This window comes from Pseudomonas sp. SJZ079, assembly GCF_007993865.1.
Lineage (GTDB): Bacteria > Pseudomonadota > Gammaproteobacteria > Pseudomonadales > Pseudomonadaceae > Aquipseudomonas.
The window spans coordinates 20,881-40,461 of record NZ_VIUH01000014.1 but is presented as its reverse complement, the minus strand read 5'-3'; the positions used below and the strand labels follow the sequence as shown (position 1 = coordinate 40,461).

Annotated in this window: 17 protein-coding genes; 12 read left to right on the top strand and 5 right to left on the bottom strand. The window is 61.4% G+C overall.

The window, feature by feature from the left end; translation table 11 throughout:
* Nucleotides 1-35: 35 nt before the first annotated feature.
* Together FBY03_RS13865 and lpxH are read left to right on the top strand one after the other, a co-directional pair.
* The gene (locus FBY03_RS13865) at nt 36-530 is read left to right on the top strand and encodes a peptidylprolyl isomerase (RefSeq protein ID WP_147172962.1); all 495 of its coding nucleotides are present in this window, start codon (nt 36-38) and stop codon (nt 528-530) included.
* Complete coding sequence (gene lpxH, locus FBY03_RS13860; RefSeq protein ID WP_147172961.1) at nt 527-1,249, top strand: UDP-2,3-diacylglucosamine diphosphatase; 723 nt, start codon at nt 527-529, stop codon at nt 1,247-1,249. The genes FBY03_RS13865 and lpxH overlap by 4 nt, the downstream gene beginning before the upstream one ends.
* 66 nt (nt 1,250-1,315) lie before the next feature.
* Here lpxH and FBY03_RS13855 read toward each other — a convergent pair whose 3' ends face one another.
* Nucleotides 1,316-2,167, bottom strand: coding sequence for a LysR substrate-binding domain-containing protein (locus FBY03_RS13855; RefSeq protein ID WP_147172960.1), 852 nt, complete (start codon nt 2,165-2,167; stop codon nt 1,316-1,318).
* Nucleotides 2,168-2,297: 130 nt separating this feature from the next.
* On the opposite strand from FBY03_RS13855, the gene FBY03_RS13850 reads away from it, so the two are divergent.
* On the top strand, nt 2,298-3,503 hold the full coding sequence (locus tag FBY03_RS13850; protein WP_147172959.1) for an MFS transporter: 1,206 nt from the start codon (nt 2,298-2,300) through the stop codon (nt 3,501-3,503).
* A gap of 51 nt (nt 3,504-3,554) precedes the next feature.
* On the opposite strand, the gene FBY03_RS13845 is transcribed toward FBY03_RS13850, so the two are convergent.
* Nucleotides 3,555-4,157 (bottom strand): tRNA-(ms[2]io[6]A)-hydroxylase, encoded by a 603-nt coding sequence (locus FBY03_RS13845; RefSeq protein WP_147172958.1) that lies wholly within the window; start codon nt 4,155-4,157, stop codon nt 3,555-3,557.
* Nucleotides 4,158-4,321: 164 nt separating this feature from the next.
* On the opposite strand from FBY03_RS13845, the gene FBY03_RS13840 reads away from it, so the two are divergent.
* The 3 genes from FBY03_RS13840 to FBY03_RS13830 all read left to right on the top strand — a co-directional run bounded on the left by FBY03_RS13840 (nt 4,322) and on the right by FBY03_RS13830 (nt 7,714).
* Nucleotides 4,322-5,185 carry a universal stress protein gene (locus FBY03_RS13840; protein WP_147172957.1) on the top strand — a complete coding sequence of 288 codons (864 nt, stop codon included), beginning with the start codon at nt 4,322-4,324 and terminating at the stop codon, nt 5,183-5,185.
* Nucleotides 5,186-5,749: 564 nt separating this feature from the next.
* Complete coding sequence (locus tag FBY03_RS13835) at nt 5,750-6,682, top strand: universal stress protein (protein WP_147172956.1); 933 nt, start codon at nt 5,750-5,752, stop codon at nt 6,680-6,682.
* Nucleotides 6,683-6,844: 162 nt separating this feature from the next.
* Complete coding sequence (locus FBY03_RS13830) at nt 6,845-7,714, top strand: universal stress protein (protein ID WP_147172955.1); 870 nt, start codon at nt 6,845-6,847, stop codon at nt 7,712-7,714.
* Nucleotides 7,715-7,767: 53 nt separating this feature from the next.
* Here the strand turns inward: FBY03_RS13830 and FBY03_RS13825 are convergent, their stop codons facing one another.
* Nucleotides 7,768-8,244 carry a DUF1289 domain-containing protein gene (locus FBY03_RS13825; RefSeq protein WP_147172954.1) on the bottom strand — a complete coding sequence of 159 codons (477 nt, stop codon included), beginning with the start codon at nt 8,242-8,244 and terminating at the stop codon, nt 7,768-7,770.
* 405 nt (nt 8,245-8,649) lie between these two features.
* Here FBY03_RS13825 and acnB point away from each other — a divergent pair, with 405 nt between their 5' ends.
* The 5 genes from acnB (at nt 8,650) to alaC (ending at nt 16,299) form a co-directional block, all read left to right on the top strand.
* A complete protein-coding gene (acnB, locus tag FBY03_RS13820) occupies nt 8,650-11,259 on the top strand; it encodes a bifunctional aconitate hydratase 2/2-methylisocitrate dehydratase (RefSeq protein WP_147173027.1) in 2,610 nt (869 codons plus the stop codon).
* Nucleotides 11,260-11,546: 287 nt separating this feature from the next.
* On the top strand, nt 11,547-12,761 hold the full coding sequence (locus tag FBY03_RS13815; protein ID WP_147172953.1) for a CmpA/NrtA family ABC transporter substrate-binding protein: 1,215 nt from the start codon (nt 11,547-11,549) through the stop codon (nt 12,759-12,761).
* Between the two features lie 22 nt (nt 12,762-12,783).
* Nucleotides 12,784-13,362, top strand: coding sequence for an ANTAR domain-containing response regulator (locus tag FBY03_RS13810; RefSeq protein WP_147172952.1), 579 nt, complete (start codon nt 12,784-12,786; stop codon nt 13,360-13,362).
* 193 nt (nt 13,363-13,555) lie between these two features.
* Nucleotides 13,556-14,920 carry a pyridoxal-dependent decarboxylase gene (locus tag FBY03_RS13805; RefSeq protein ID WP_147172951.1) on the top strand — a complete coding sequence of 455 codons (1,365 nt, stop codon included), beginning with the start codon at nt 13,556-13,558 and terminating at the stop codon, nt 14,918-14,920.
* A gap of 137 nt (nt 14,921-15,057) precedes the next feature.
* Nucleotides 15,058-16,299: an alanine transaminase gene (alaC, locus tag FBY03_RS13800; RefSeq protein ID WP_147172950.1), complete on the top strand. Its 1,242-nt coding sequence runs from the start codon at nt 15,058-15,060 to the stop codon at nt 16,297-16,299.
* A gap of 210 nt (nt 16,300-16,509) precedes the next feature.
* Here alaC and FBY03_RS13795 read toward each other — a convergent pair whose 3' ends face one another.
* Complete coding sequence (locus tag FBY03_RS13795; RefSeq protein WP_025165723.1) at nt 16,510-16,902, bottom strand: hypothetical protein; 393 nt, start codon at nt 16,900-16,902, stop codon at nt 16,510-16,512.
* 212 nt (nt 16,903-17,114) lie between these two features.
* Here FBY03_RS13795 and FBY03_RS13790 point away from each other — a divergent pair, with 212 nt between their 5' ends.
* Nucleotides 17,115-17,435 carry a hypothetical protein gene (locus tag FBY03_RS13790; RefSeq protein WP_025165724.1) on the top strand — a complete coding sequence of 107 codons (321 nt, stop codon included), beginning with the start codon at nt 17,115-17,117 and terminating at the stop codon, nt 17,433-17,435.
* A 171-nt stretch (nt 17,436-17,606) separates the two neighbouring features.
* Here FBY03_RS13790 and FBY03_RS13785 read toward each other — a convergent pair whose 3' ends face one another.
* Nucleotides 17,607-19,412: a monovalent cation:proton antiporter-2 (CPA2) family protein gene (locus tag FBY03_RS13785; protein ID WP_147172949.1), complete on the bottom strand. Its 1,806-nt coding sequence runs from the start codon at nt 19,410-19,412 to the stop codon at nt 17,607-17,609.
* Nucleotides 19,413-19,581 lie beyond the last annotated feature (169 nt).

The window sequence follows — 19,581 nt, the reverse complement described above, 5'->3', positions numbered from 1 at the left end:
AGACCTTCGACTTTCTCGACAGAGCGATTATTTCAATGATCAAGCTGCACACCAACCACGGCGTCATCACCCTGAACCTGTTCGAAGACAAAGCCCCGGAAACCGTGGCCAACTTCAAGGCCTACGTGAAAGACGGCCATTACGACAACACCGTGTTCCACCGCGTGATCAGCAACTTCATGGTCCAGGGCGGCGGTTTCGAGCCGGGCATGAAGCAGAAGACCACCCGCGCAACGATCAAGAACGAAGCCAACAACGGCCTCTCCAACAAAGTCGGCACCGTCGCCATGGCCCGCACCATGGAGCCACACTCGGCTTCCGCGCAGTTCTTCATCAACGTGGCCGATAACACCTTCCTCGACCACAGCGCACCGACCGTACAAGGTTGGGGCTATGCGGTATTTGGCGAAGTGGTTGAAGGCATGGACGTGGTCGAGAAGATCAAAGGCGTTGCCACCACCATGAAGTCCGGCCACCAGGACGTACCGGTCGACGATGTGATCATCGAGCGTGCCGAGATCGTTGAGTGATTCTACTGATCTCCGATCTGCATCTTGAACAGGAGCGCCCGGACATTAGCCGGGCGTTCTTGCATTTCCTGCATAGCCGCGCACACCAGGCCGAGGCGCTGTACATCCTCGGCGACTTCTTCGAGGTGTGGGTCGGCGATGATGCCATCACCCCCTTTCAGCGCACCATCGCCCAGGCCCTGCGGCAACTGAGCGACAGCGGCACGAAGATTTACCTGATGCATGGCAACCGTGACTTCATGATCGGCAAGGCGTTTTGCCGCGAAGCCGGCTGCATCCTGCTGAGCGACCCCAGCCTGGTCGAACTGGCGGGCGAGAAAGTCCTGCTGATGCATGGCGACAGCCTGTGCACCCAGGATCGGGCGTACATGCGCATGCGCCGCTGGCTGCGTAACCCGTTGAGCCTGTTCATCCTGCGCAACCTGCCACTGACCACCCGCCATAAACTGGCGCGCAAGCTGCGCAACGAAAGCCGCGCACAGACCCGCATGAAGGCCAGCGACATCGTCGATGTCACCCCGGCAGAAGTACCGCGCATCATGGCCGCGCACGGCGTGCATACGCTGATACACGGCCACACCCATCGCCCCGCCACTCACCAGTTGCAGATCAACGGCTCAGCGGCGCGACGCATCGTCCTCGGCGATTGGGACCAGCAGGGCTGGGCGCTGCAAATCGACGGTTCGCACTGGCAGTTGGCACCCTTCCCCCTCGGCTGACCCGCTCCACCGGTTCTACCCTTACCGCCGGAACCACCCTTAGCGCTGCATCGCGGCGTGCTGCTCCTAACGCCGGTATTGCGGGCTCGCCTCGATGGTCTGCGCCAGACGCTGGGTCGCCTCGTTGACCTGATCGGCGACGAACAGAGTGATGTCCGTGCCCGGCAGCGGCGGCAATCCGTCCTCGATCACCTGCAGGCCAGGCTCCAGAGTCGAACGCGGAATGATGCCGACACCTATCCCGGCGCGCACGGCTGCCAGCACCCCGGCCCGACTCTGACTAGTGAAGGCAATGCGGTACGGAATCTGCGCCTCGACCAGCGCCTTGCGCGCGGAATCTCGGTGATAACAGCCCTCGACAAACACCGCCAACGGCAAGGGCTCGCGCTCGTGGGTCGAGTGCGCCTCGGTGCGCACCCAGACCAGCTCATCACGAAACAGACGGCGGCCACCCTCCGACAAGGCCGGCATCTCGACCAGGGCCAGGTCCAGCTTGCCCTCGGCCACCAGCGACGCCAGGTGAAAGGGCCGATGGTCGCAGACCACCTCCAGACTGGCTTCTGGATAACTCAACACGAACGTTTCCAGCAGCGGAGTGAGGCTGCGCGTGGCGTACTGATCATGGGTGCCGAAGCGCACCTGACCGCCTACGTCGGCATGCTGGAAGCTGCCGAGGATGCGGTCATGCAGGTTGAGCAGCTGCTGCGCGTGGCTCTTCAGCTGCTCACCGGCTTGGCTCAGCCTGACGCCATATTGGCCGCGCTGCAGCAGCTCGGCCGACACCAGAGCCTCCAGCCGGCTGAGCTGCATGCTCACGGTCGATGGCGCACGATGCAGTCGCACGGCCGCACTGGTCAGGTTGAGCGTCTCGGCGACCACGACGAAGGTACGCAGCAGGGCTATCGGCAGGTCGCGCATGGCAGAATTCAACCTTCTTGAATGAGGTGATCAATATTTATCGTTTTGCTGAATTCTGGCAAGCCACTATGTTAGCCAGCATCGAGCTCACCCCATGTGGATTCCCGGCGAGCTGTCACGGAGCGAAAAGATGCGGATGCCCACCACCTTCGGCCTCAACCAGATTGTCAGCCACGGCTTTGGCATGTTTCTGTTCGCCGCCCTGATGCCGCACATGCGCGAAGCCATCGACATCAGCCCCTGGCAGCTGGCGACCATCGGTGCCCTGACCCAGCTGTCCTATCTGGCCGGGGCCATGCTCCTCGGCCTGCTCGGCCATCGCCTCGGCACCGGCCGCCTGGCCCTGATCACCGGCGTCACCACCAGCAGCCTGCTGTTCAGCATGTCGCAGCTGCGCGACCCCGTGCTGATCACGCTGGTACTGACCTGCCTGGCCGCCAGTGCGGCGATCAGCTGGGGCTGCATAGTCGAGATCATCAGCCGCTGCGCTCGCGCCGAATTGCGCTCGACCTACCTGTCCTGCGCCTCGAGCGGTACGGCCTGGGGCTATGCCATCAACGGTCTGCTGATTCTTCTGGTAGTACCGTTACTCGGCTGGCAGAGCAGCTGGCAGCTGGCCAGCCTGTTCGGTGCCCTGGTGGTGGGCTTGACCTGGCACTTGCTGAGGAATCTGCAGAGCCTGCCGGTCACTCAAATCGACACCCGCGAGGCGGTGATCCCGACGTCCCGCCTGTTCGCCACCATCATCGGCGAGCGCACCGCGCTATTCGCCTGTCTGATCTGCCTGCTGGTGGGCTTCACCAGCATGCCCTTTTCCTACTGGCTCAATAGCTATCTGGATGAACTCAGTCTGCCGGCGGCACTGGGCGGCTACACCTGGGCGACGGTCGGTGGCACGGGCATGGTCGCCGGTTTCGTCACCGGCAAGCTGGCCGATCGCAAAGGTCATGGCACGGCCTTGATGGTGATCTTCAGCGGCTTTGCCCTGGGACTGCTGGCGTTCGTCTACGACCCGAGCAAATACGCGCTGTTCGCCGGTTTCGGCTATGGCTTGATGTACTTCCCCATGTGGGGCATCGTCGCCGGCTGGGTCAATCAGCAGTATTCGTCGACCGCAACCATGCAGATCAGCGGTATCTGCATGGTCGCCTTCGGTCTGGGCGGAACCCTGGGTAACCTGCTGGCCGGCTACATCCGCGAAACCAGCGGCTCGCTGCAGCCAGTGTTCTTGGTGCTGAGCATTGCTGCCCTGCTGCTGGTAGCGCTGGCCATGGTCATCCTGCGCAGCAATCGCAAATCGTCGCCGGCCATCCCGCCAACGGTAAATGCCTGCTGATCGAGAGGAACGGCTGCCTCAGCCCAACTCGCGGCAGCCGCTGCGGGCCGATTAGGCCGCCGCACCGCTGTGAAAGCGGAATTCCGTGTCAGGGGTGAGAATCGCATCGCGCTCGATCTCAGCGAAGAAGGCGATCCGTCCATCGATCGACTCTCCAGCATAGTCCCGGGCCATTTTCAGGTAGCCCTGATAATGCCGCGCCTCGGACTTGAGCAACGAGCGATAAAACTGCCCCAGTTCCTCGTCGAGGTGCGGTGCCAGGCGAAAGAAGCGCTCACAGGAACGCGCCTCGATAAAGGCACCGACGATCAAGGTGTCGACCAGCTTATGCGGCTCGGAGGTGCGCATGTGCTTGTGCAGACGCTGGGCATACAGCGCAGCGCTGACCGGACGATAGGTAATCCCGCGTTTCTTCATCAGCGCCGCGACCTGTTCGAAATGGCGCAGTTCCTCACGCGCCAAACGTGACAAGTTGTGCTGCAAATCGGCCTTCTCGATATAGCGAAAAAGCAGAGTCAAGGCGGTAGAAGCGGCCTTCTTCTCGCAATTGGCATGATCGATCAACATCACGTCCTGATTTTGCAACGCCTGGGCGATCCAGGTGTCAGGTGTAGGACAGAGCAAGAAGGCTTCTATTTCGGGTAGCAGTTGCATAGGCTCACAAGGTTTGATGGCAGCAGTGGCTGACGCGCTGGGCGGGCCATTATACGAATGACCGCGGGAACAACCAGCCATGCCGTTGATACCGGTCAAGAACACGTTTTACTGGGTGCATCTATAGTTGTTTGCAGTACAACTCATTTCGTATGGAGTCGATCATGCAAGCTATACGCAGCATTTTGGTGGTAATGGAACCCGGTCAGCAGGAGGGCCTTGCACTCAAACGCGCCAAGTTGATCGCGGGGGTCACCCAGTCGCAACTCCACCTACTGGTCTGCGATAAAAAAAATGATCACTCGACCTACCTCAGCGACCTGTGCGCCACCCTCAACCAAGAGGGCTTCAATACCTCCAGCCAGCAGGCTTGGCATGAAAACCTGCACCAGACCATCATCAGCGTGCAACAAGCCGAAGGCTGCGGCTTGGTGATCAAGCAGCACTTCCCTGACAACCCACTGAAGAAAGCCATCCTCACACCGGATGACTGGAAACTGCTGCGTTACTGCCCCAGCCCGGTATTGATGGTCAAGACGGATAAACCCTGGAACGCTGGCGTTATCCTCGCCGCTGTAGACGTCGGCAACGCCGATGGCGAGCATCGCACGCTGCACGCCAGCATCATCAGCCACGGCTACGACATCGCCGCCCTGGCCAAGGCCAACCTGCATGTAATCAGCGCCCACCCCGCACCCATGCTGTCAGCCGCCGACCCGACCTTTCAGTTGAAAGAAACCATCGAGGCGCGCTACCGCGAGCAGTGCAAAGCATTCCAGGCCGAATTTGACGTACCCGACGAGCGCTTGCATGTAGTCGAAGGCCCAGCCGACTCATTGATTCCGCAAGTTGCGCATCAATTGAATGCCGCAGTCACGGTGATTGGCACTGTCGCCCGTACAGGCCTCTCCGGCGCACTGATTGGCAATACCGCCGAGGTGATCCTCGATTCCCTGGAGAGTGATGTCCTGGTGCTCAAGCCGGATGACATCATCGGCCACCTTGAGGAGCTGGTTGCCCAGCGCTGAGCGCCATTCCAGCGGCGGGCACACAAACGCCCGCCTCTTCATATAACAGACAGCTACATACTCAAGGCGTAAAGAGAATACTCAAGCCGACCGAATACCTTGGCATATTGATCGACGGCAACCAGACTCTCGCTGGCCCTCACGACTTACCCCCGCCATCCCAGGCCCGATGCTTATCGCAAAGCGGTCATGAGCGCCCTGTATAGCCACAGAGTGCCCCGTTAGCTACGGAAAGCATGCTCAAGACAGCGACCACCACGCGCCCGCTGATTGACCCGCATACGAAATGAAGGGAATTGCCTCTTTGGAGATTGTTGCCAGAGGGCGACTTGTTGCCCGCCCTTGATCCAGACGCACTAGAACAACGCATGCCGCTCCCGTGTGAACACGACGTGCAGCTGCCTGTGTTTTTGCCCGCTATGTGGGCGATGCCCTTCGAGGAACCTTCAGCCATGCAGGCACACGTCTTAGCTCATGCCGCACCTTCGGTGCCGAACAGGCATAAAGCCCTTGGCTGCTTGATTTCATTTGTCAGAACCTCGCAAAAAAACTATCGAGATAAAAATGAAAACTATCCACAGAACACTTGTGGTAATCGATCCCCTGCAATCCGAAGCGCAAATATTGGAGAGGGCCAAGTCGATTGCCGACCTGACCCAATCACACCTGCACCTTTTAACCTGTAACAAGAAGTCTGATCCTTCATCCCACCTGTTCGACATGCAGGACGCCCTTATTGAGCAAGGTTTCAGCGTCAGCGCTCAACAGGCCTGGAATGGCAACCCGCACAAAACCATCATCGCCGTTCAACAAGAGCAAGGCTGCAGTCTTGTCATCAAACAACACCAGCCGGACAACCCACTGACTAAATCCTTTCTCTCGCCAGATGATTGGGCGCTTCTGCGTTATTGCCCCTGCCCCATTCTGATCGTCAAAGCAGCTGTTTCCTGGACCGGCGGCGCCATTCTCGCAGCCGTCGATGCGGGTAGCAGTGATATCGAACACCGTATTCTGCAGACCGGGATCGTCAGCCATGGCTTCGATCTCACTCAGCTAACCGGTGGCAGTTTGCACCTGGTCAGCGCCTGTCCCTCCCCCACGCAGTCCTCTGCCGACCCGGTGTTCCAACTCAGGGAAAGTATCCAGTCCTATTACCGCGAACAGTGCCAAGCCTTCCAGGATGAGTTCAACATCGACGAGCAACATCTTCACATCGAGGAAGGTCCGGCCGAACTCCTGATCCCGCAGCTCGCACACCGGCTCAAGGCCGCAGTTACGGTGATTGGTAGCGTTGCCCGAACCGGTCTAGCCGGTGCGCTGTATGGCAACACCTCAGAGATGATCCTCGACGCCATGGAAAGCGACGTACTGGTACTCAAAGCAAACGACGTCATCACTCATCTGGAAGAATTGACTGCACCCCCCTTAAGAAACGCATCGATAGACGCCCAAGCCCACACTTGGCCGTACAACCATCCAATACGGGCTTCTAACTAAATCGACTGCGGTAGCCGACTGATTGTCTTGGTTAAGTAATCTAGCCGATGAGTCGGTCGGCTCATCCACCCCCTAGGCTAGGCCTGCTGTCTTTTTAATCAATGCACAGAAGTAAGACAGGCCAGCCCGCAATCACGCCTCCATTCGTTGAAGGAGATTGTCATGCGTACGATTGAGAAAATCCTGGTCATGCTGCATGTCGACCCTGCCGAAGACTTGGCCCTGGCACGCGGCAAACAACTCGCACAGACCTTAGGTGCCGAACTGCAGTTATTACTCTGCGATCCACACGAGGGGCATACCCAATACCTCGAAGGGCTGCTGACCACGCTGCGCAGTGAAGGCTTCCGGGTCCAGGGCGAGCAGGTCAAGGGGCAATCGCACCACGCCTGCGCCGCTATTCTCGCGGCGCACCAGCGTCACGCGTGCGACCTGGTGATCAAGCAGCACCATCCCGACTCCACTTTGACCCAGCTGTTCACGCTCCCGGACGACTGGCAACTATCGCGTGAACTGCCGACGCCCTTGTTGCTGGTCAAAACACCGCGCGCATGGGCAGGCAATACCGTCCTGGCCGCCATGGATGTCGATCATCAGGATTCGGAGCACCAGGCGCTGCAGGGCCATGTCATCGACTACACCGCCGAATTGTGTCGTCTGTTCCAGGCTGAGCTACATGTGGTCAGCGCCTACGCTGCCCCAGCCCTGGCCGATCCGACTATTCACATCGACCAAGCCATTGCCCAACATTGTCACGACCAGTGCCAGTGGTTCCAGCATGAATACGAACTCGCCGAGCACCACTTGCATATCGGCGAAGGCCCCGCCAAAACTTTGATCCCACGGATCGCCAGCGATCAGGGGGCGGTACTGACCGTGCTGGGCACGATTGGTCGCAGCGGACTGAGCGGCATCCTGGTCGGCAATACCGCGGAAACGGTGCTTGAGCGGCTGAACTGCGACGTGCTGATACTCAAACCCCATGAAATGCCGGCAAAACGGGTTGAGCCCAGAGGCCACCGGGCAGCGTGAGACGTGAGACGTGAGACGTGAGGGTATCCCTCAAGACTACAGCTGCCGGGTGGCTAAACGCGCAGCTGCATGCCCTCGAGCAGAAAGCGAGGGGCTATATAGCGCTCGTAGTGCGCCTCTGACAGCAGGAAGAACTCGCGATCGATGGCGTCTCGCAGCTCCGGCAGGCCCCAGTCACGGAATTCGGGGAGCAAGACCATGCCATAGGCGTCCAACTGATTGATCACCCGGGCACCTCGAGCGATCAGCTGGTATGCCCAGCAATAGGGCGACTGCTGGGGCACGAAACGAATCTTGCGCTGTTCCAACTGGTTGCGCAGACGAACGGCATCGAAAACTTCCAGCTTGGCCGCCATCACCTGCACCAGGAGCACCTCGAGACGCAGCCAGACGGCGCGTTTTTCCTCGTCGTTGTAACGGTTCCAGCTGATGACTTCATGGTGGAAACGCTTGCAGCCACGGCAGACCAAATCACCGTAAACAGTGGAGCAAAGACCGACACAAGGTGTTTTGATGCGCTGATTGGACATAGCGAGGACAGATACATGCAAGCGAACAGCCTGGCATCTTAGCCCTTTGTCTATATCAGTTCACCCCTACATACCTCAGGGCTTTGGCTTAACTTTATCCGAGCTTTGCAGTAGAATCGGCCCGCCTTTTATAGGCGCCAATGTCCGTTGGAAGCTGTTTTCAAAGCGTCACGAGCACAGTTAATCCTGCAGGTACGATGTTGGCGCAGGCCCCTGGAGCACTCCAGGAGCCCGCGCCAGCCCTCATCTACCTCGTCCTGCCGGCGTAAAACTTTGAAAACAGCTTCTGGAAGAAATCCCTGAAACCTTGGCTAAGTGGCTCATAAAGCCACCAAGCGCATGGTTCAGTGTTTTCTGGATCGCGTCCCGGACAACCCTTTGGGACCACTGATGAGGGTAATAACTGTGCTTGAAGCCTATCGCAAACATGTAGCAGAGCGTGCCGCTCAGGGTATCGTGCCCCAGCCGCTGAACGCCGAACAAACCGCAGGCCTGATCGAACTGCTGAAAAACCCGCCAGCTGGCGAAGAAGCCTTTCTGCTCGACCTGATCACCAACCGTGTGCCGCCGGGCGTCGATGAAGCCGCCTACGTCAAGGCCGGTTTTCTCTCTGCCATTGCCAAAGGCGAAGCCTCTTCCCCACTGATCGACAAGCAACACGCTGTTGAACTACTGGGCACCATGCAAGGCGGTTACAACATCGCCACCATGGTCGAGCTGCTCGACGACAGCGAACTGGCTGGCGTGACCGCCGAGCAACTGAAGCACACCCTGCTGATGTTCGACGCCTTCCACGACGTCGCCGAGAAAGCCAAGAATGGCAACGTTCACGCCCAAGGCGTACTGCAGTCCTGGGCCGATGGCGAGTGGTTCAAGAACCGCCCGACCCTGGCTGACAAGATCAGCCTGCGCGTGTTCAAGGTGACTGGCGAAACCAACACCGACGACCTGTCCCCTGCACCCGATGCCTGGTCGCGCCCGGACATCCCGCTGCACGCCCTGGCCATGCTGAAAATGGCCCGCGACGGCATCGTGCCGGACGAGCAAGGCGTCACCGGTCCGATGAAGCAGATCGAAACCATGCGTGGCGAAGGCTTCCCTATCGCTTATGTGGGTGACGTGGTCGGTACCGGCTCCTCGCGCAAGTCCGCCACCAACTCGGTGCTGTGGTTCTTCGGCGACGACGTGCCAAACGTGCCAAACAAGCGCGCCGGCGGCTTCTGCTTCGGCAACAAGATTGCGCCGATCTTCTACAACACCATGGAAGATGCTGGCGCTCTGCCGATCGAATTCGACGTGTCGAACATGCACATGGGCGATGTGATCGACCTGTACCCGCATGCCGGCAAAGTCTGCAAGCACGGCAGCGACGAAGTCCTGACCACCTTCGAAATGAAGACCCCGGTGCTGCTCGACGAAGTGCGCGCTGGCGGCCGTATCCCGCTGATCATCGGTCGCGGTCTGACCGAGAAAGCCCGTGCCGAACTGGGCCTGGGTCCAACCGACCTGTTCAAGCTGCCTGAGCCGCCTGCTGCCAGCACCAAGGGCTTCACCCTGGCGCAGAAGATGGTTGGCAAGGCCTGCGGTCTGGCTGAAGGTCAAGGCGTACGCCCTGGCACCTACTGCGAACCGAAGATGACCACCGTCGGCTCTCAGGACACCACTGGCCCGATGACCCGCGACGAGCTGAAAGACCTGGCTTGCCTGGGCTTCTCCGCCGATCTGGTGATGCAGTCGTTCTGCCACACCGCGGCCTACCCGAAGCCGATCGACGTCACCACCCACCACACCCTGCCGGACTTCATCCGCACCCGTGGCGGCGTGTCCCTGCGTCCGGGCGACGGCATCATCCACAGCTGGCTGAACCGTATGCTGCTGCCGGACACCGTCGGCACCGGTGGCGACTCGCACACCCGCTTCCCGATGGGTATTTCCTTCCCGGCCGGTTCCGGCCTGGTCGCCTTCGCCGCCGCCACCGGCGTCATGCCGCTGGACATGCCGGAATCCATTCTGGTGCGTTTCAAGGGCAAGCTGCAGCCGGGCGTCACCCTGCGTGACCTGGTCCATGCGATCCCTTACTACGCGATCCAGAAGGGTCTGCTGACCGTCGAGAAGAAGGGCAAAGTCAACGCCTTCTCCGGCCGCATCCTGGAGATCGAAGGCCTCGACGAGCTGACCGTGGAACAAGCCTTCGAGCTGTCCGACGCCTCGGCCGAGCGTTCCGCCGCCGGTTGCACCATCAAACTGCCGGAAAAGGCCATCGCCGAATACCTGCAGTCGAACATCACCCTGCTGCGCTGGATGATCAGCGAAGGCTACGGCGATGCGCGCACCATGGAGCGTCGCGCTCAGGCGATGGAAGCCTGGCTGGCCAACCCGCAGTTGATGTCTGCCGACAAAGACGCCGAGTACGCCGAAGTCATCGAAATCGACCTGGCCGAGATCAACGAGCCGATCCTCTGCGCGCCGAACGACCCGGACGACGCCCGTCTGCTGTCCAGCGTTGCCGGCGAGAAAATCGACGAAGTGTTCATCGGTTCGTGCATGACCAACATCGGTCACTTCCGTGCGGCCGGTAAGTTGCTGGAAAAAGTCGACGGCAGCCTGCCGACCCGTCTGTGGCTGTCGCCGCCGACCAAGATGGACCAGCATCAGCTCACCGAAGAAGGCTACTACGAGATCTACGGCAAGGCCGGTGCGCGCCTGGAAATGCCCGGCTGCTCGCTGTGCATGGGTAACCAGGCACGGGTAGAAGCCAAGGCCACCGTAGTGTCGACCTCGACCCGTAACTTCCCCAACCGTCTGGGCGATGGTGCCAATGTGTACCTGGCCTCTGCCGAACTGGCAGCGGTCGCCTCGATTATCGGCAAACTGCCGACCGTCGAGGAGTACATGGTCTACGCGAAAGACATCGACAGCATGGCGGCCGACGTTTACCGCTACCTGAGCTTCGATCAGATCGCCGAGTTCCGTGAAGCCGCTGCCAACGCCCAGATCCCGGTCGTTCAAGCCTAAGCGTTACCCCGCGTGAAGAAGAGCCCCGCCCCGTGCGGGGCTTTTTCTTTTCCAGGTTTAATCAGCAACCCCGCGGCACCTCCGTATCGAGCATCGGGCCAGCCAGTCAGCCCGCGCACAGGCTAAGTGTTCAAGCGATTGCCCTGCACTGGCATATCGATTGCTTTAACTCACTCATCAAGGTCACACCCGCAACGAACAACCTTATAGACAATGGTGTCGTGCCAGTCGCCGCCTCAGGCAGCCACTGGCACGGCGCTCTTTGCTGTTGAGATGGGAAAAGCACAATGAGCGAGCAGAACACTCCCCGTACCGATGCGCTGGCCTGGGTTACGGGAAGCGACGCACCGGAAAAGAGCGCGCTGGACCTGGGGTTCATGGCCCTGAGCGACTCGGCCTCACTGATCGTCGCCGCCACCCAGGGCTTCGCCCAACCCTACGGTCTGACCCTCAACCTGCAGCGCCAAGCCTCCTGGGCGACCCTGCGCGACAAGCTGTTGAGTGGTGAGTTGGACACCGCCCAGATGCTCTATGGACAGGTCTACGGCATTCACCTCGGGCTCAGCGGCCCGGCTACCGACATGGCCATCCTCATGGGATTGTGCCAGAACGGCCAGGCAATCAATCTCTCCGAGCCACTCAAACGCGCCGGCGTGACCTCTGCCGAGGCGCTCGTCGCCCGCGTGCGCCAAGCTGGTGCAAAACTGACCTTCGCGCAAACCTTTCCCTGTGGCACCCACGCCATGTGGTTGTACTACTGGCTGGCCAGCCAGGGCATCCACCCGCTGGAAGACGTCAACACCGTGGTCGTACCGCCATCGCAGATGGTCGCTCACCTCAAGGCCGCGCGCATCGACGGCTTCTGCGCTGGCGGCCCCTGGGGCGCGCTGGCCGTGGAAGAAGAACAAGGATTTACCCTCGCCACCAGCCAGATGATCTGGGCCGATCACCCGGAAAAGGTCCTCGGCGTTACCCGCGAATTCGTCGAGCAGTACCCCAACACCAGCCGCGCCCTGACCATGGCCGTGCTCGAAGCCAGCCGCTTCATCGACCAGAACGAAGCCAACAAGCGCAGCACTGCGCAACTGATCAGCGGCAGTGACTATGTCGATGCGCCACTGTCGGCGATCCAGCCGCGCTTTCTCGGCCAGTATCAGGATGGCTTGGGCAATGCCTGGCTCGACCCCCATCCGCTACGCTTCTTCGCCGACGGTCAGGTGACCATGCCCTGGCTATCCGACGGCATCTGGTTCATGACCCAGTTCCGCCGCTGGGGCCTGCTCAAGGATGACCCGGACTACCTGGCGGTCGCCCAGCGCATTCATCAACTGGATCTCTACCGGGATGCGGCCAGCGCCTTGGACATTGCCGTGCCCGCCAGCACCATGCGCAGCTCGGTACTGCTCGATGGCACGCGCTGGGACGGCTCCGATCCCGCCGGTTACGCCAACAGCTTTACAATAAGAACACTGCGCGACAGCGTCGCCCCCTTAGCCCTGTAAAACCCTTGAGGCTATTGCCAACATGCTGCGAATCCTTCTGATCAACGACACCCCGAAGAAAGTCGGCCGCCTGAAAAATGCGCTGATCGAGTCGGGTTTCGAGGTCATCGACGAGTCAGGGCTGACCATCGATCTGCCTGAGCGGGTCGAGGCCGTCCGCCCCGATGTCATCCTGATCGATACCGAATCCCCTGGCCGAGACGTAATGGAACAGGTGGTGCTAGTGACCCGCGATCAGCCACGCCCCATCGTCATGTTCACCGACGAACACGACCCGGCCGTCATGCGCCAGGCCATTCAGTCCGGCGTCAGCGCCTACATAGTCGAAGGTATCCATGCCCAGCGCCTGCAGCCGATACTCGATGTGGCCATGGCGCGCTTCGAGAGCGATCAGGCCCTGCGCGCCCAGCTGCAGGCTCGCGATGCCCAACTTGCCGAACGCAAGCGCATCGAACTGGCCAAGGGCCTGCTGATGAAGATGAAAAGCTGCAACGAGGAAGATGCCTACACCCTGATGCGCCGCCAGGCCATGAGCCGCCAGCAGAAACTTATCCAGGTCGCCGAACAGATCATCGCCATGCACGACATGCTTGGCAGCTAGTGCACCCACCCGGGTGTGCGCTACGCCCCCTCGGCATGGCTAACTGTACCGCCCGGCGGCGCACTGTTATGCCTCCACGCGCGACCCGCCGCGCCACTGTATGACTGCCTCACTGGCCGGGTGTATCTGCAGCGTCGGCAACAGGCCGACTAGAGTAGACGCACTCTGCACAGCAGCCGACAGTGAGCACCACATGAGTACGCACAGCGAAGAACGCCAACTCCTGGCCGAGGCCGATCAACGCGCCCTGAGCTATTTCGACAGCACGCCTACCCGTCCGGTCTTTCCTCCGAGCGAGGCCATCGCCGGGCTCGCGGCCCTCGACCAGCCGCTGAGCGAACAGGGTTATCCGGCCACGGAAGTGCTGCGGCGCCTGGATCAGATAGCCTCGCCAGCCACGGTGAGTTCCAACGGCCCACGCTATTTCGGCTTTGTCATCGGCGCCACACTACCCGCCGCCGCTGCCGCCGAGCGCCTGGTGCTGGCCTGGGATCAATGCGCCTCCTCGTTCGACAACTCGCCGGCGGCCGACGCCCTCGAACGCATCGCCGGCCGCTGGGTCATCGAGCTGCTCGGCCTGCCGCAAGACAGCGCCGTCGGCTTCGGCACCAGCGCCACTGCCTGCACCCTGACCTGCCTGTCGGCGGCGCGACGCGCCCTGCTGGCGCGCAAGGGCTGGGATTTCGACGGCGATGGCCTGATCGGTGCCCCGGAAGTCCGCGTGGTGGTCTCCGCCAGCGCGCACATCACCGTGAAGAAAGCCCTGCGGATTCTCGGCTTTGGCATCAACCGGCTGATCGTCGCGCCCACCGACGAACAGGGTCGGGTCGACCCACTGCAACTGCCGGCGCTGGATGATATGAGCATCCTCTGCCTGCAGGCCGGCGAGGTGAACACCGGCGAATTCGATCCCTTCAGCGACCTGATTCCCCGCGCCAAAGCCGCGGGCGCCTGGGTGCATATCGACGGCGCGTTCGGCCTCTGGGCCCGCGCCTCCTCAGCGGCCAATCTGGCCGAAGGCGTAGAACTGGCCGATAGCTGGACCACCGACGGACACAAGTGGCTGAACACCCCCTACGACGGCGCCATGGCCATCTGCCGCGACGCCGACGCCCTGGCCAGCGCTATGAACAGCGATGCGGCCTACGCCACGGCTTCCAAGGATGCGCAGAAGAACCTCACCCTGGAGTTCTCCCGCAGGGCCCGCGGCATCCCGATCTGGGCCGCGCTGTCGTCCCTCGGCCGCGACGGCCTGCGCCAGATGATCGACCGCCACCTGCGTCAGGCCAGCCATCTGGCGGCCCGCCTGCGCGAAGGCGGTTTCCAGGTGCTCAACCGAGTGGTGCTGAACCAAGTGCTGGTGCGCGCCGACAGCGATGAACAGACCGTCGCGATCCGCCACGCCGCACAGCGCTCGGGACAGGTCTGGTTCGGCCCCACGCTATGGCAGGGACGGCCGGCCTTCCGCCTGAGCATTTCCTCCTGGCGCACCACGGACGCGGACATCGACCTGCTCGGCGACCTGCTGCTCTCGCTCAAGCAGCGCACCGCGCCCTGAAGGCTCGGCAAAAACGCAGCCGAACCCACACAAGCCACTCGACAACTGCGCGGCGCTGCGTTTATCTTCGCCACCTGGCCACCGCAGTGGCCAACGTCGCTCGGACGGTTCCGGGCGCTTACGTTTCCGAGGAAAGCATGGCTGACCAAGCTCCGCGCCGCTTTGCGCGCATCGATCGACTCCCCCCCTACGTATTCAATATCACCGCCGAGCTGAAGATGGCCGCCCGCCGCCGTGGCGAGGACATCATCGACTTCAGCATGGGCAACCCGGACGGCGCCACCCCGCCGCATATCGTCGAGAAGCTGGTGCAAGTCGCGCAGCGCGACGACACCCACGGCTATTCCACTTCGCGCGGCATTCCGCGCCTGCGTCGGGCGATTTCCCGCTGGTACCAGGATCGCTACGACGTCGAGATTGATCCGGAAAGCGAAGCTATAGTCACCATCGGTTCCAAAGAAGGCTTGGCCCACTTGATGCTGGCCACCCTCGACCACGGCGACACGGTGCTGGTGCCCAACCCCAGCTACCCGATCCACATCTATGGCGCGGTGATTGCCGGCGCCCAGGTGCGCTCGGTACCGCTGGTACCCGGTGTGGACTTCTTCGCCGAACTGGAACGCGCCATTCGCGAGACCATTCCCAAGCCGAAGATGATGATCCTCGGCTTCCCGTCCAACCCCACCGCGCAGTGTGTGGAGCTGGATTTCTTCGAGCGGGTGGTGGCGCTGGCCAAGCAGTACGGCGTGCTGGTGATCCACGACCTGGCCTACGCCGACATCGTCTACGACGGCTGGAAAGCCCCGTCGATCATGCAGGTGCCGGGTGCCAAGGACATCGCCGTGGAATTCTTCACCCTGTCCAAGAGCTACAACATGGCCGGCTGGCGCATCGGCTTCATGGTCGGTAACGCGGAGTTGGTCAACGCCCTGGCGCGGATCAAGAGCTACCACGACTACGGCAGCTTCACCCCGCTGCAAGTCGCCGCCATCGCCGCACTGGAAGGTGATCAACAGTGCGTGCGCGATATCGCCGAGCAGTACCGCCAGCGCCGCAACGTCCTGGTCAAAGGGCTGCATGAAATCGGCTGGATGGTCGAGAACCCCAAGGCGTCGATGTACGTCTGGGCCAAGATCCCCGAACCCTACGCCAAGCTCGGCTCGCTGGAGTTCGCCAAGAAGCTGCTGCTGGATGCCAAGGTCTGCGTCTCTCCCGGCATCGGCTTCGGCGATTATGGCGACGACCACGTGCGCTTTGCCCTGATCGAGAACCAGGACCGCATTCGCCAGGCCGTGCGCGGCATCAAGGCGATGCTCCGCGCCGACGGACTGGTCGAATCCCCGACGCCGAGCAAAACCCGCAAGGCGCCCGCAAACTAGGCAGTCCATACCCACGGTAGGCTGGGTAGAGGCGTTGTTTGCCGAAACCCAGCTGACTGAAGGGTGTCATCCGGTGCATCCCTGCACCCGCCCTGCGAACTACTAAATCAATGCAAAGCAGCGTCCTGCCGTTTTGTCATGGTGTGCTACACCCGCGTACATCGTTTGCGGCTAGCGTCAGATGAAAGCCAACTGGCCGGCACTCACGCATCACCCCGAATAATCCAACACCGTCCATACCCGGCTCAGCGCTTCGCCAAGCACGCAACCGGAGTCACTCAGCCGTGCGTTGTAGTGCAGCGACATCAAGGTGGTCGCGCCGTCCACGGCATCCTGCCGCTCGGTGAGCCATTGCACCTTGCCGCAATTGGGCGTTTCGATCACATAGCTGGCGGCGACTGCCGAGTGCTGGCTGGGCAACTTGATCACATCGAGCACCGTGCCGCGCTCTTCCACCCGTTTACCGTCGGACACCAACACCGCCCACGCCTGGCCGTTCTCGATCACCAGATAAGTGCCATTGGCCTTGGGTTGCTCCACCTGAGGCTGGGCACAGCCTGCCAGCAGAACCGACAGCACAATCGTCATCAACATCTGTTGCATTACTAGGTGCTCCTCTACAGCGCTCAGGGCCAACTGCTGTGTGGCTGTTTGACCCTGGCGGATGAGTGAATCCTTGGACGAGATGGGCCTACTATTATCAAATACTGTTTATTTGTACAGTACTTTTAGCTTACCCTTGAAACTCATCACCCGGTCAGCTCATCGAGCCGTCAAGACCTGCCCTATCCGCAACGTCAATCAGGAGCTCCGCCATGCTCGACGTATTGCAGCTAAAACACACAGTGAACCGAATGCCTCTGGAAAAAGTCCGCACGACAGTCGCTGAATTGCAGCTGGAAGGTATCGTCACCGAAGGCAAAACACCCTTCACCCGCGTGCACTTCAATACCTGCTTCGCCGAGATCGAAGCCCTGCTGCAACGCGCCGGGTACCACAAGCAACTGGACGTGGTCGGTTATCAGGGCCAGGCCTATGCCATGTTCGACCCCACCCGCTGGGAAGCCGTGGAAGTGCTCAAGTGGCTGAGGGACTTTGTCGAAGAGGCGCAGCTACGGCCTGCCCGTATTCGATGAGCGATCAATCGCCCTGAACGATCGAGCCTGGTGCTGGCCGTAACCCGCGCAGCGATTGTCATAAGCAACCGGACCAAGCTACGACGTGCAGGCGCTGGCACCTGAAGAGGTCAATGAACTCTGGTCGGGGAACCTTACTCGATAGCGATAGCCCCTGAGCGAGCGACGTTCCTACTTCACGCCCCACTCTTCAATCTGGTCGGCGTCGAACAGGGTCTCCAGTTCGGCACGTGCCTCCCTGGCGGTCTGCAACACCGCGGCCTTGTCGTTGTAGACCCGATGCTGGGCTTCAAGCACCTCTTCGTCATGCTGCTTGAAGCGCCTGATTCGGGCAGTCGCCTGTTCTTGATTGAGTCCCAGGCCGACCAAGGTCTGGTGGCTCATCTCCAGGCTGGAGTGGAAGGTTTCCCGGATCGGAATCGCCCCCAGATCCAGCAGGCGGTGCACATGCTGGCGATTGCGCGCCCGCGCGATGATCTTCATGTGTGGATAGAGGCGGCGTATCAGTTCGGCGGTCTTCGAGCTGATCTCTGGGTCATCGGTTGCAATGATGAACAGTTCAGCCAGCTCGACCTTGGCCGCGCGGAGGATTTCCGGGCGCAGGGGGTCGCCATAGAAGATCGGCATGCGCCCGAGGCTACGGGACAGTTCGATGGTCTCGACTTCGGTGTCCAGGGCCACGAAAGGTACCCGCTGGGCGCGCAGGATCCGCGCGACGACCTGCCCCATACGGCCCATGCCGGAGATCACCACACGCGGGGCATCGCTGTCGATGTCCTGGTACTCGGGTGGAACGACCTGAGGCAACGGTTTGGACTTGAGCAGTCGCGCCATCAGCAGCATCAGCAAGGGTGTGACAGCCATCGACAGGGTGATGGCGAGCACCAGAAAGCTGTGCACGCGCGGCTCGAACAAGCCTTGATCCCGCCCCATCTGGAACACCACGAAGGCGAACTCGCCCCCCGCCGCCAGGACGATGCCCAGGCGCAGGGCACTCTGTGCGCCGAGGCCACCGGCCAGCCTGCCAACCAGAAACAACAGCGGCAGCTTCAGCACAATCAGTAAAGCGGTGAGCGCCAGGACCACCAGCGGCTGGCTGAGCAGCAGGCCGATCTCCGCAGTCATGCCCACACTGATAAAGAACAGGCCGAGCAGCAGCCCTTTGAACGGCTCGATCTGCGACTCCAGTTCGTGGCGATACTCCGAGTCCGCCAGCAGCAACCCGGCGAGGAAAGCCCCGAGCGCCATGGAGATGCCCGCCAGTTCCATCAGCCAGGCCGTGCCGATCACCACCAGCAACGCGGTGGCGGTAGAGACCTCCTGCAGGCCGGTTTTGGCCACGATGCGAAACACCGGACGCAACAGGTAACGTCCGCCGACAACCACCAGGCCGATGCTGCCCAGCACCTTGAGCAACTGCCCCAGGTCGCCCCCTGTGCTCGCCGCCGCGCTGGCGCCGCTGAGCAGCGGCACCAGGGCGATCAAGGGAATCGCGGCGATGTCCTGAAACAGTAGAATGGCGAACGCCAGGCGCCCGTGCGGGCTGGTCAGTTCCTTGCGCTCGGCGAGAATCTGCAGGCCGAACGCGGTCGACGACAGCGCCAGCCCCAGGCCGAGCACCACAGAGGTGTTCAACGGCTGGTTAAACCCCAGCATGGCCACCGTGCCGATCAGCAGCCCCGTGAGCAGGACCTGCGCCAGGCCAACGCCGAACACCGACTTGCGCATCACCCAGAGGCGTCGCGGCGACAGCTCCAGACCGATGATGAACAGCAGCAGCACCACGCCGAGTTCGGAAATATGGCTGACGCTCTGCGGGTCATCGATCAGGCTCAGCACCGCCGGTCCGATCAGCACCCCGGCCAACAGATAGCCCAGTACCGCCCCCAGTTGCAGTCGCTTGGCCAGTGGCACGGCCACTACCGCCGCCAGCAAGAACACCACCGCGGCCTGTAGCAGGCTGGTTTCATGGGGCATGGTCGACTCCTGGTCAAGGGAACTGGGGTAAATAAAATGCATTCAATGGCGCGGCGAGAAAACGGCTCAGCGCGCGGACCAGAGTAGCGCTTCACCCCACGCCAGGCACCATCGCCCACCATGGCAAACCACAGCGTGGCTACGTGCCCCGGGGCTGCACCACGCCCCA

Excerpts from the sequence above, each read along its gene's own strand:
- FBY03_RS13865 (WP_147172962.1), top strand. The coding sequence starts at position 36 with ATGATCAAGCTGCACACCAACCACGGCGTCATCACCCTGAACCTGTTC.
- FBY03_RS13855 (WP_147172960.1), bottom strand. The coding sequence starts at position 2,167 with ATGCGCGACCTGCCGATAGCCCTGCTGCGTACCTTCGTCGTGGTCGCC.
- FBY03_RS13850 (WP_147172959.1), top strand. The coding sequence starts at position 2,298 with ATGCGGATGCCCACCACCTTCGGCCTCAACCAGATTGTCAGCCACGGC.
- FBY03_RS13845 (WP_147172958.1), bottom strand. The coding sequence starts at position 4,157 with ATGCAACTGCTACCCGAAATAGAAGCCTTCTTGCTCTGTCCTACACCT.
- FBY03_RS13840 (WP_147172957.1), top strand. The coding sequence starts at position 4,322 with ATGCAAGCTATACGCAGCATTTTGGTGGTAATGGAACCCGGTCAGCAG.
- FBY03_RS13835 (WP_147172956.1), top strand. The coding sequence starts at position 5,750 with ATGAAAACTATCCACAGAACACTTGTGGTAATCGATCCCCTGCAATCC.
- FBY03_RS13830 (WP_147172955.1), top strand. The coding sequence starts at position 6,845 with ATGCGTACGATTGAGAAAATCCTGGTCATGCTGCATGTCGACCCTGCC.
- FBY03_RS13825 (WP_147172954.1), bottom strand. The coding sequence starts at position 8,244 with ATGTCCAATCAGCGCATCAAAACACCTTGTGTCGGTCTTTGCTCCACT.
- FBY03_RS13815 (WP_147172953.1), top strand. The coding sequence starts at position 11,547 with ATGAGCGAGCAGAACACTCCCCGTACCGATGCGCTGGCCTGGGTTACG.
- FBY03_RS13810 (WP_147172952.1), top strand. The coding sequence starts at position 12,784 with ATGCTGCGAATCCTTCTGATCAACGACACCCCGAAGAAAGTCGGCCGC.
- FBY03_RS13805 (WP_147172951.1), top strand. The coding sequence starts at position 13,556 with ATGAGTACGCACAGCGAAGAACGCCAACTCCTGGCCGAGGCCGATCAA.
- alaC (WP_147172950.1), top strand. The coding sequence starts at position 15,058 with ATGGCTGACCAAGCTCCGCGCCGCTTTGCGCGCATCGATCGACTCCCC.
- FBY03_RS13795 (WP_025165723.1), bottom strand. The coding sequence starts at position 16,902 with ATGCAACAGATGTTGATGACGATTGTGCTGTCGGTTCTGCTGGCAGGC.
- FBY03_RS13790 (WP_025165724.1), top strand. The coding sequence starts at position 17,115 with ATGCTCGACGTATTGCAGCTAAAACACACAGTGAACCGAATGCCTCTG.
- FBY03_RS13785 (WP_147172949.1), bottom strand. The coding sequence starts at position 19,412 with ATGCCCCATGAAACCAGCCTGCTACAGGCCGCGGTGGTGTTCTTGCTG.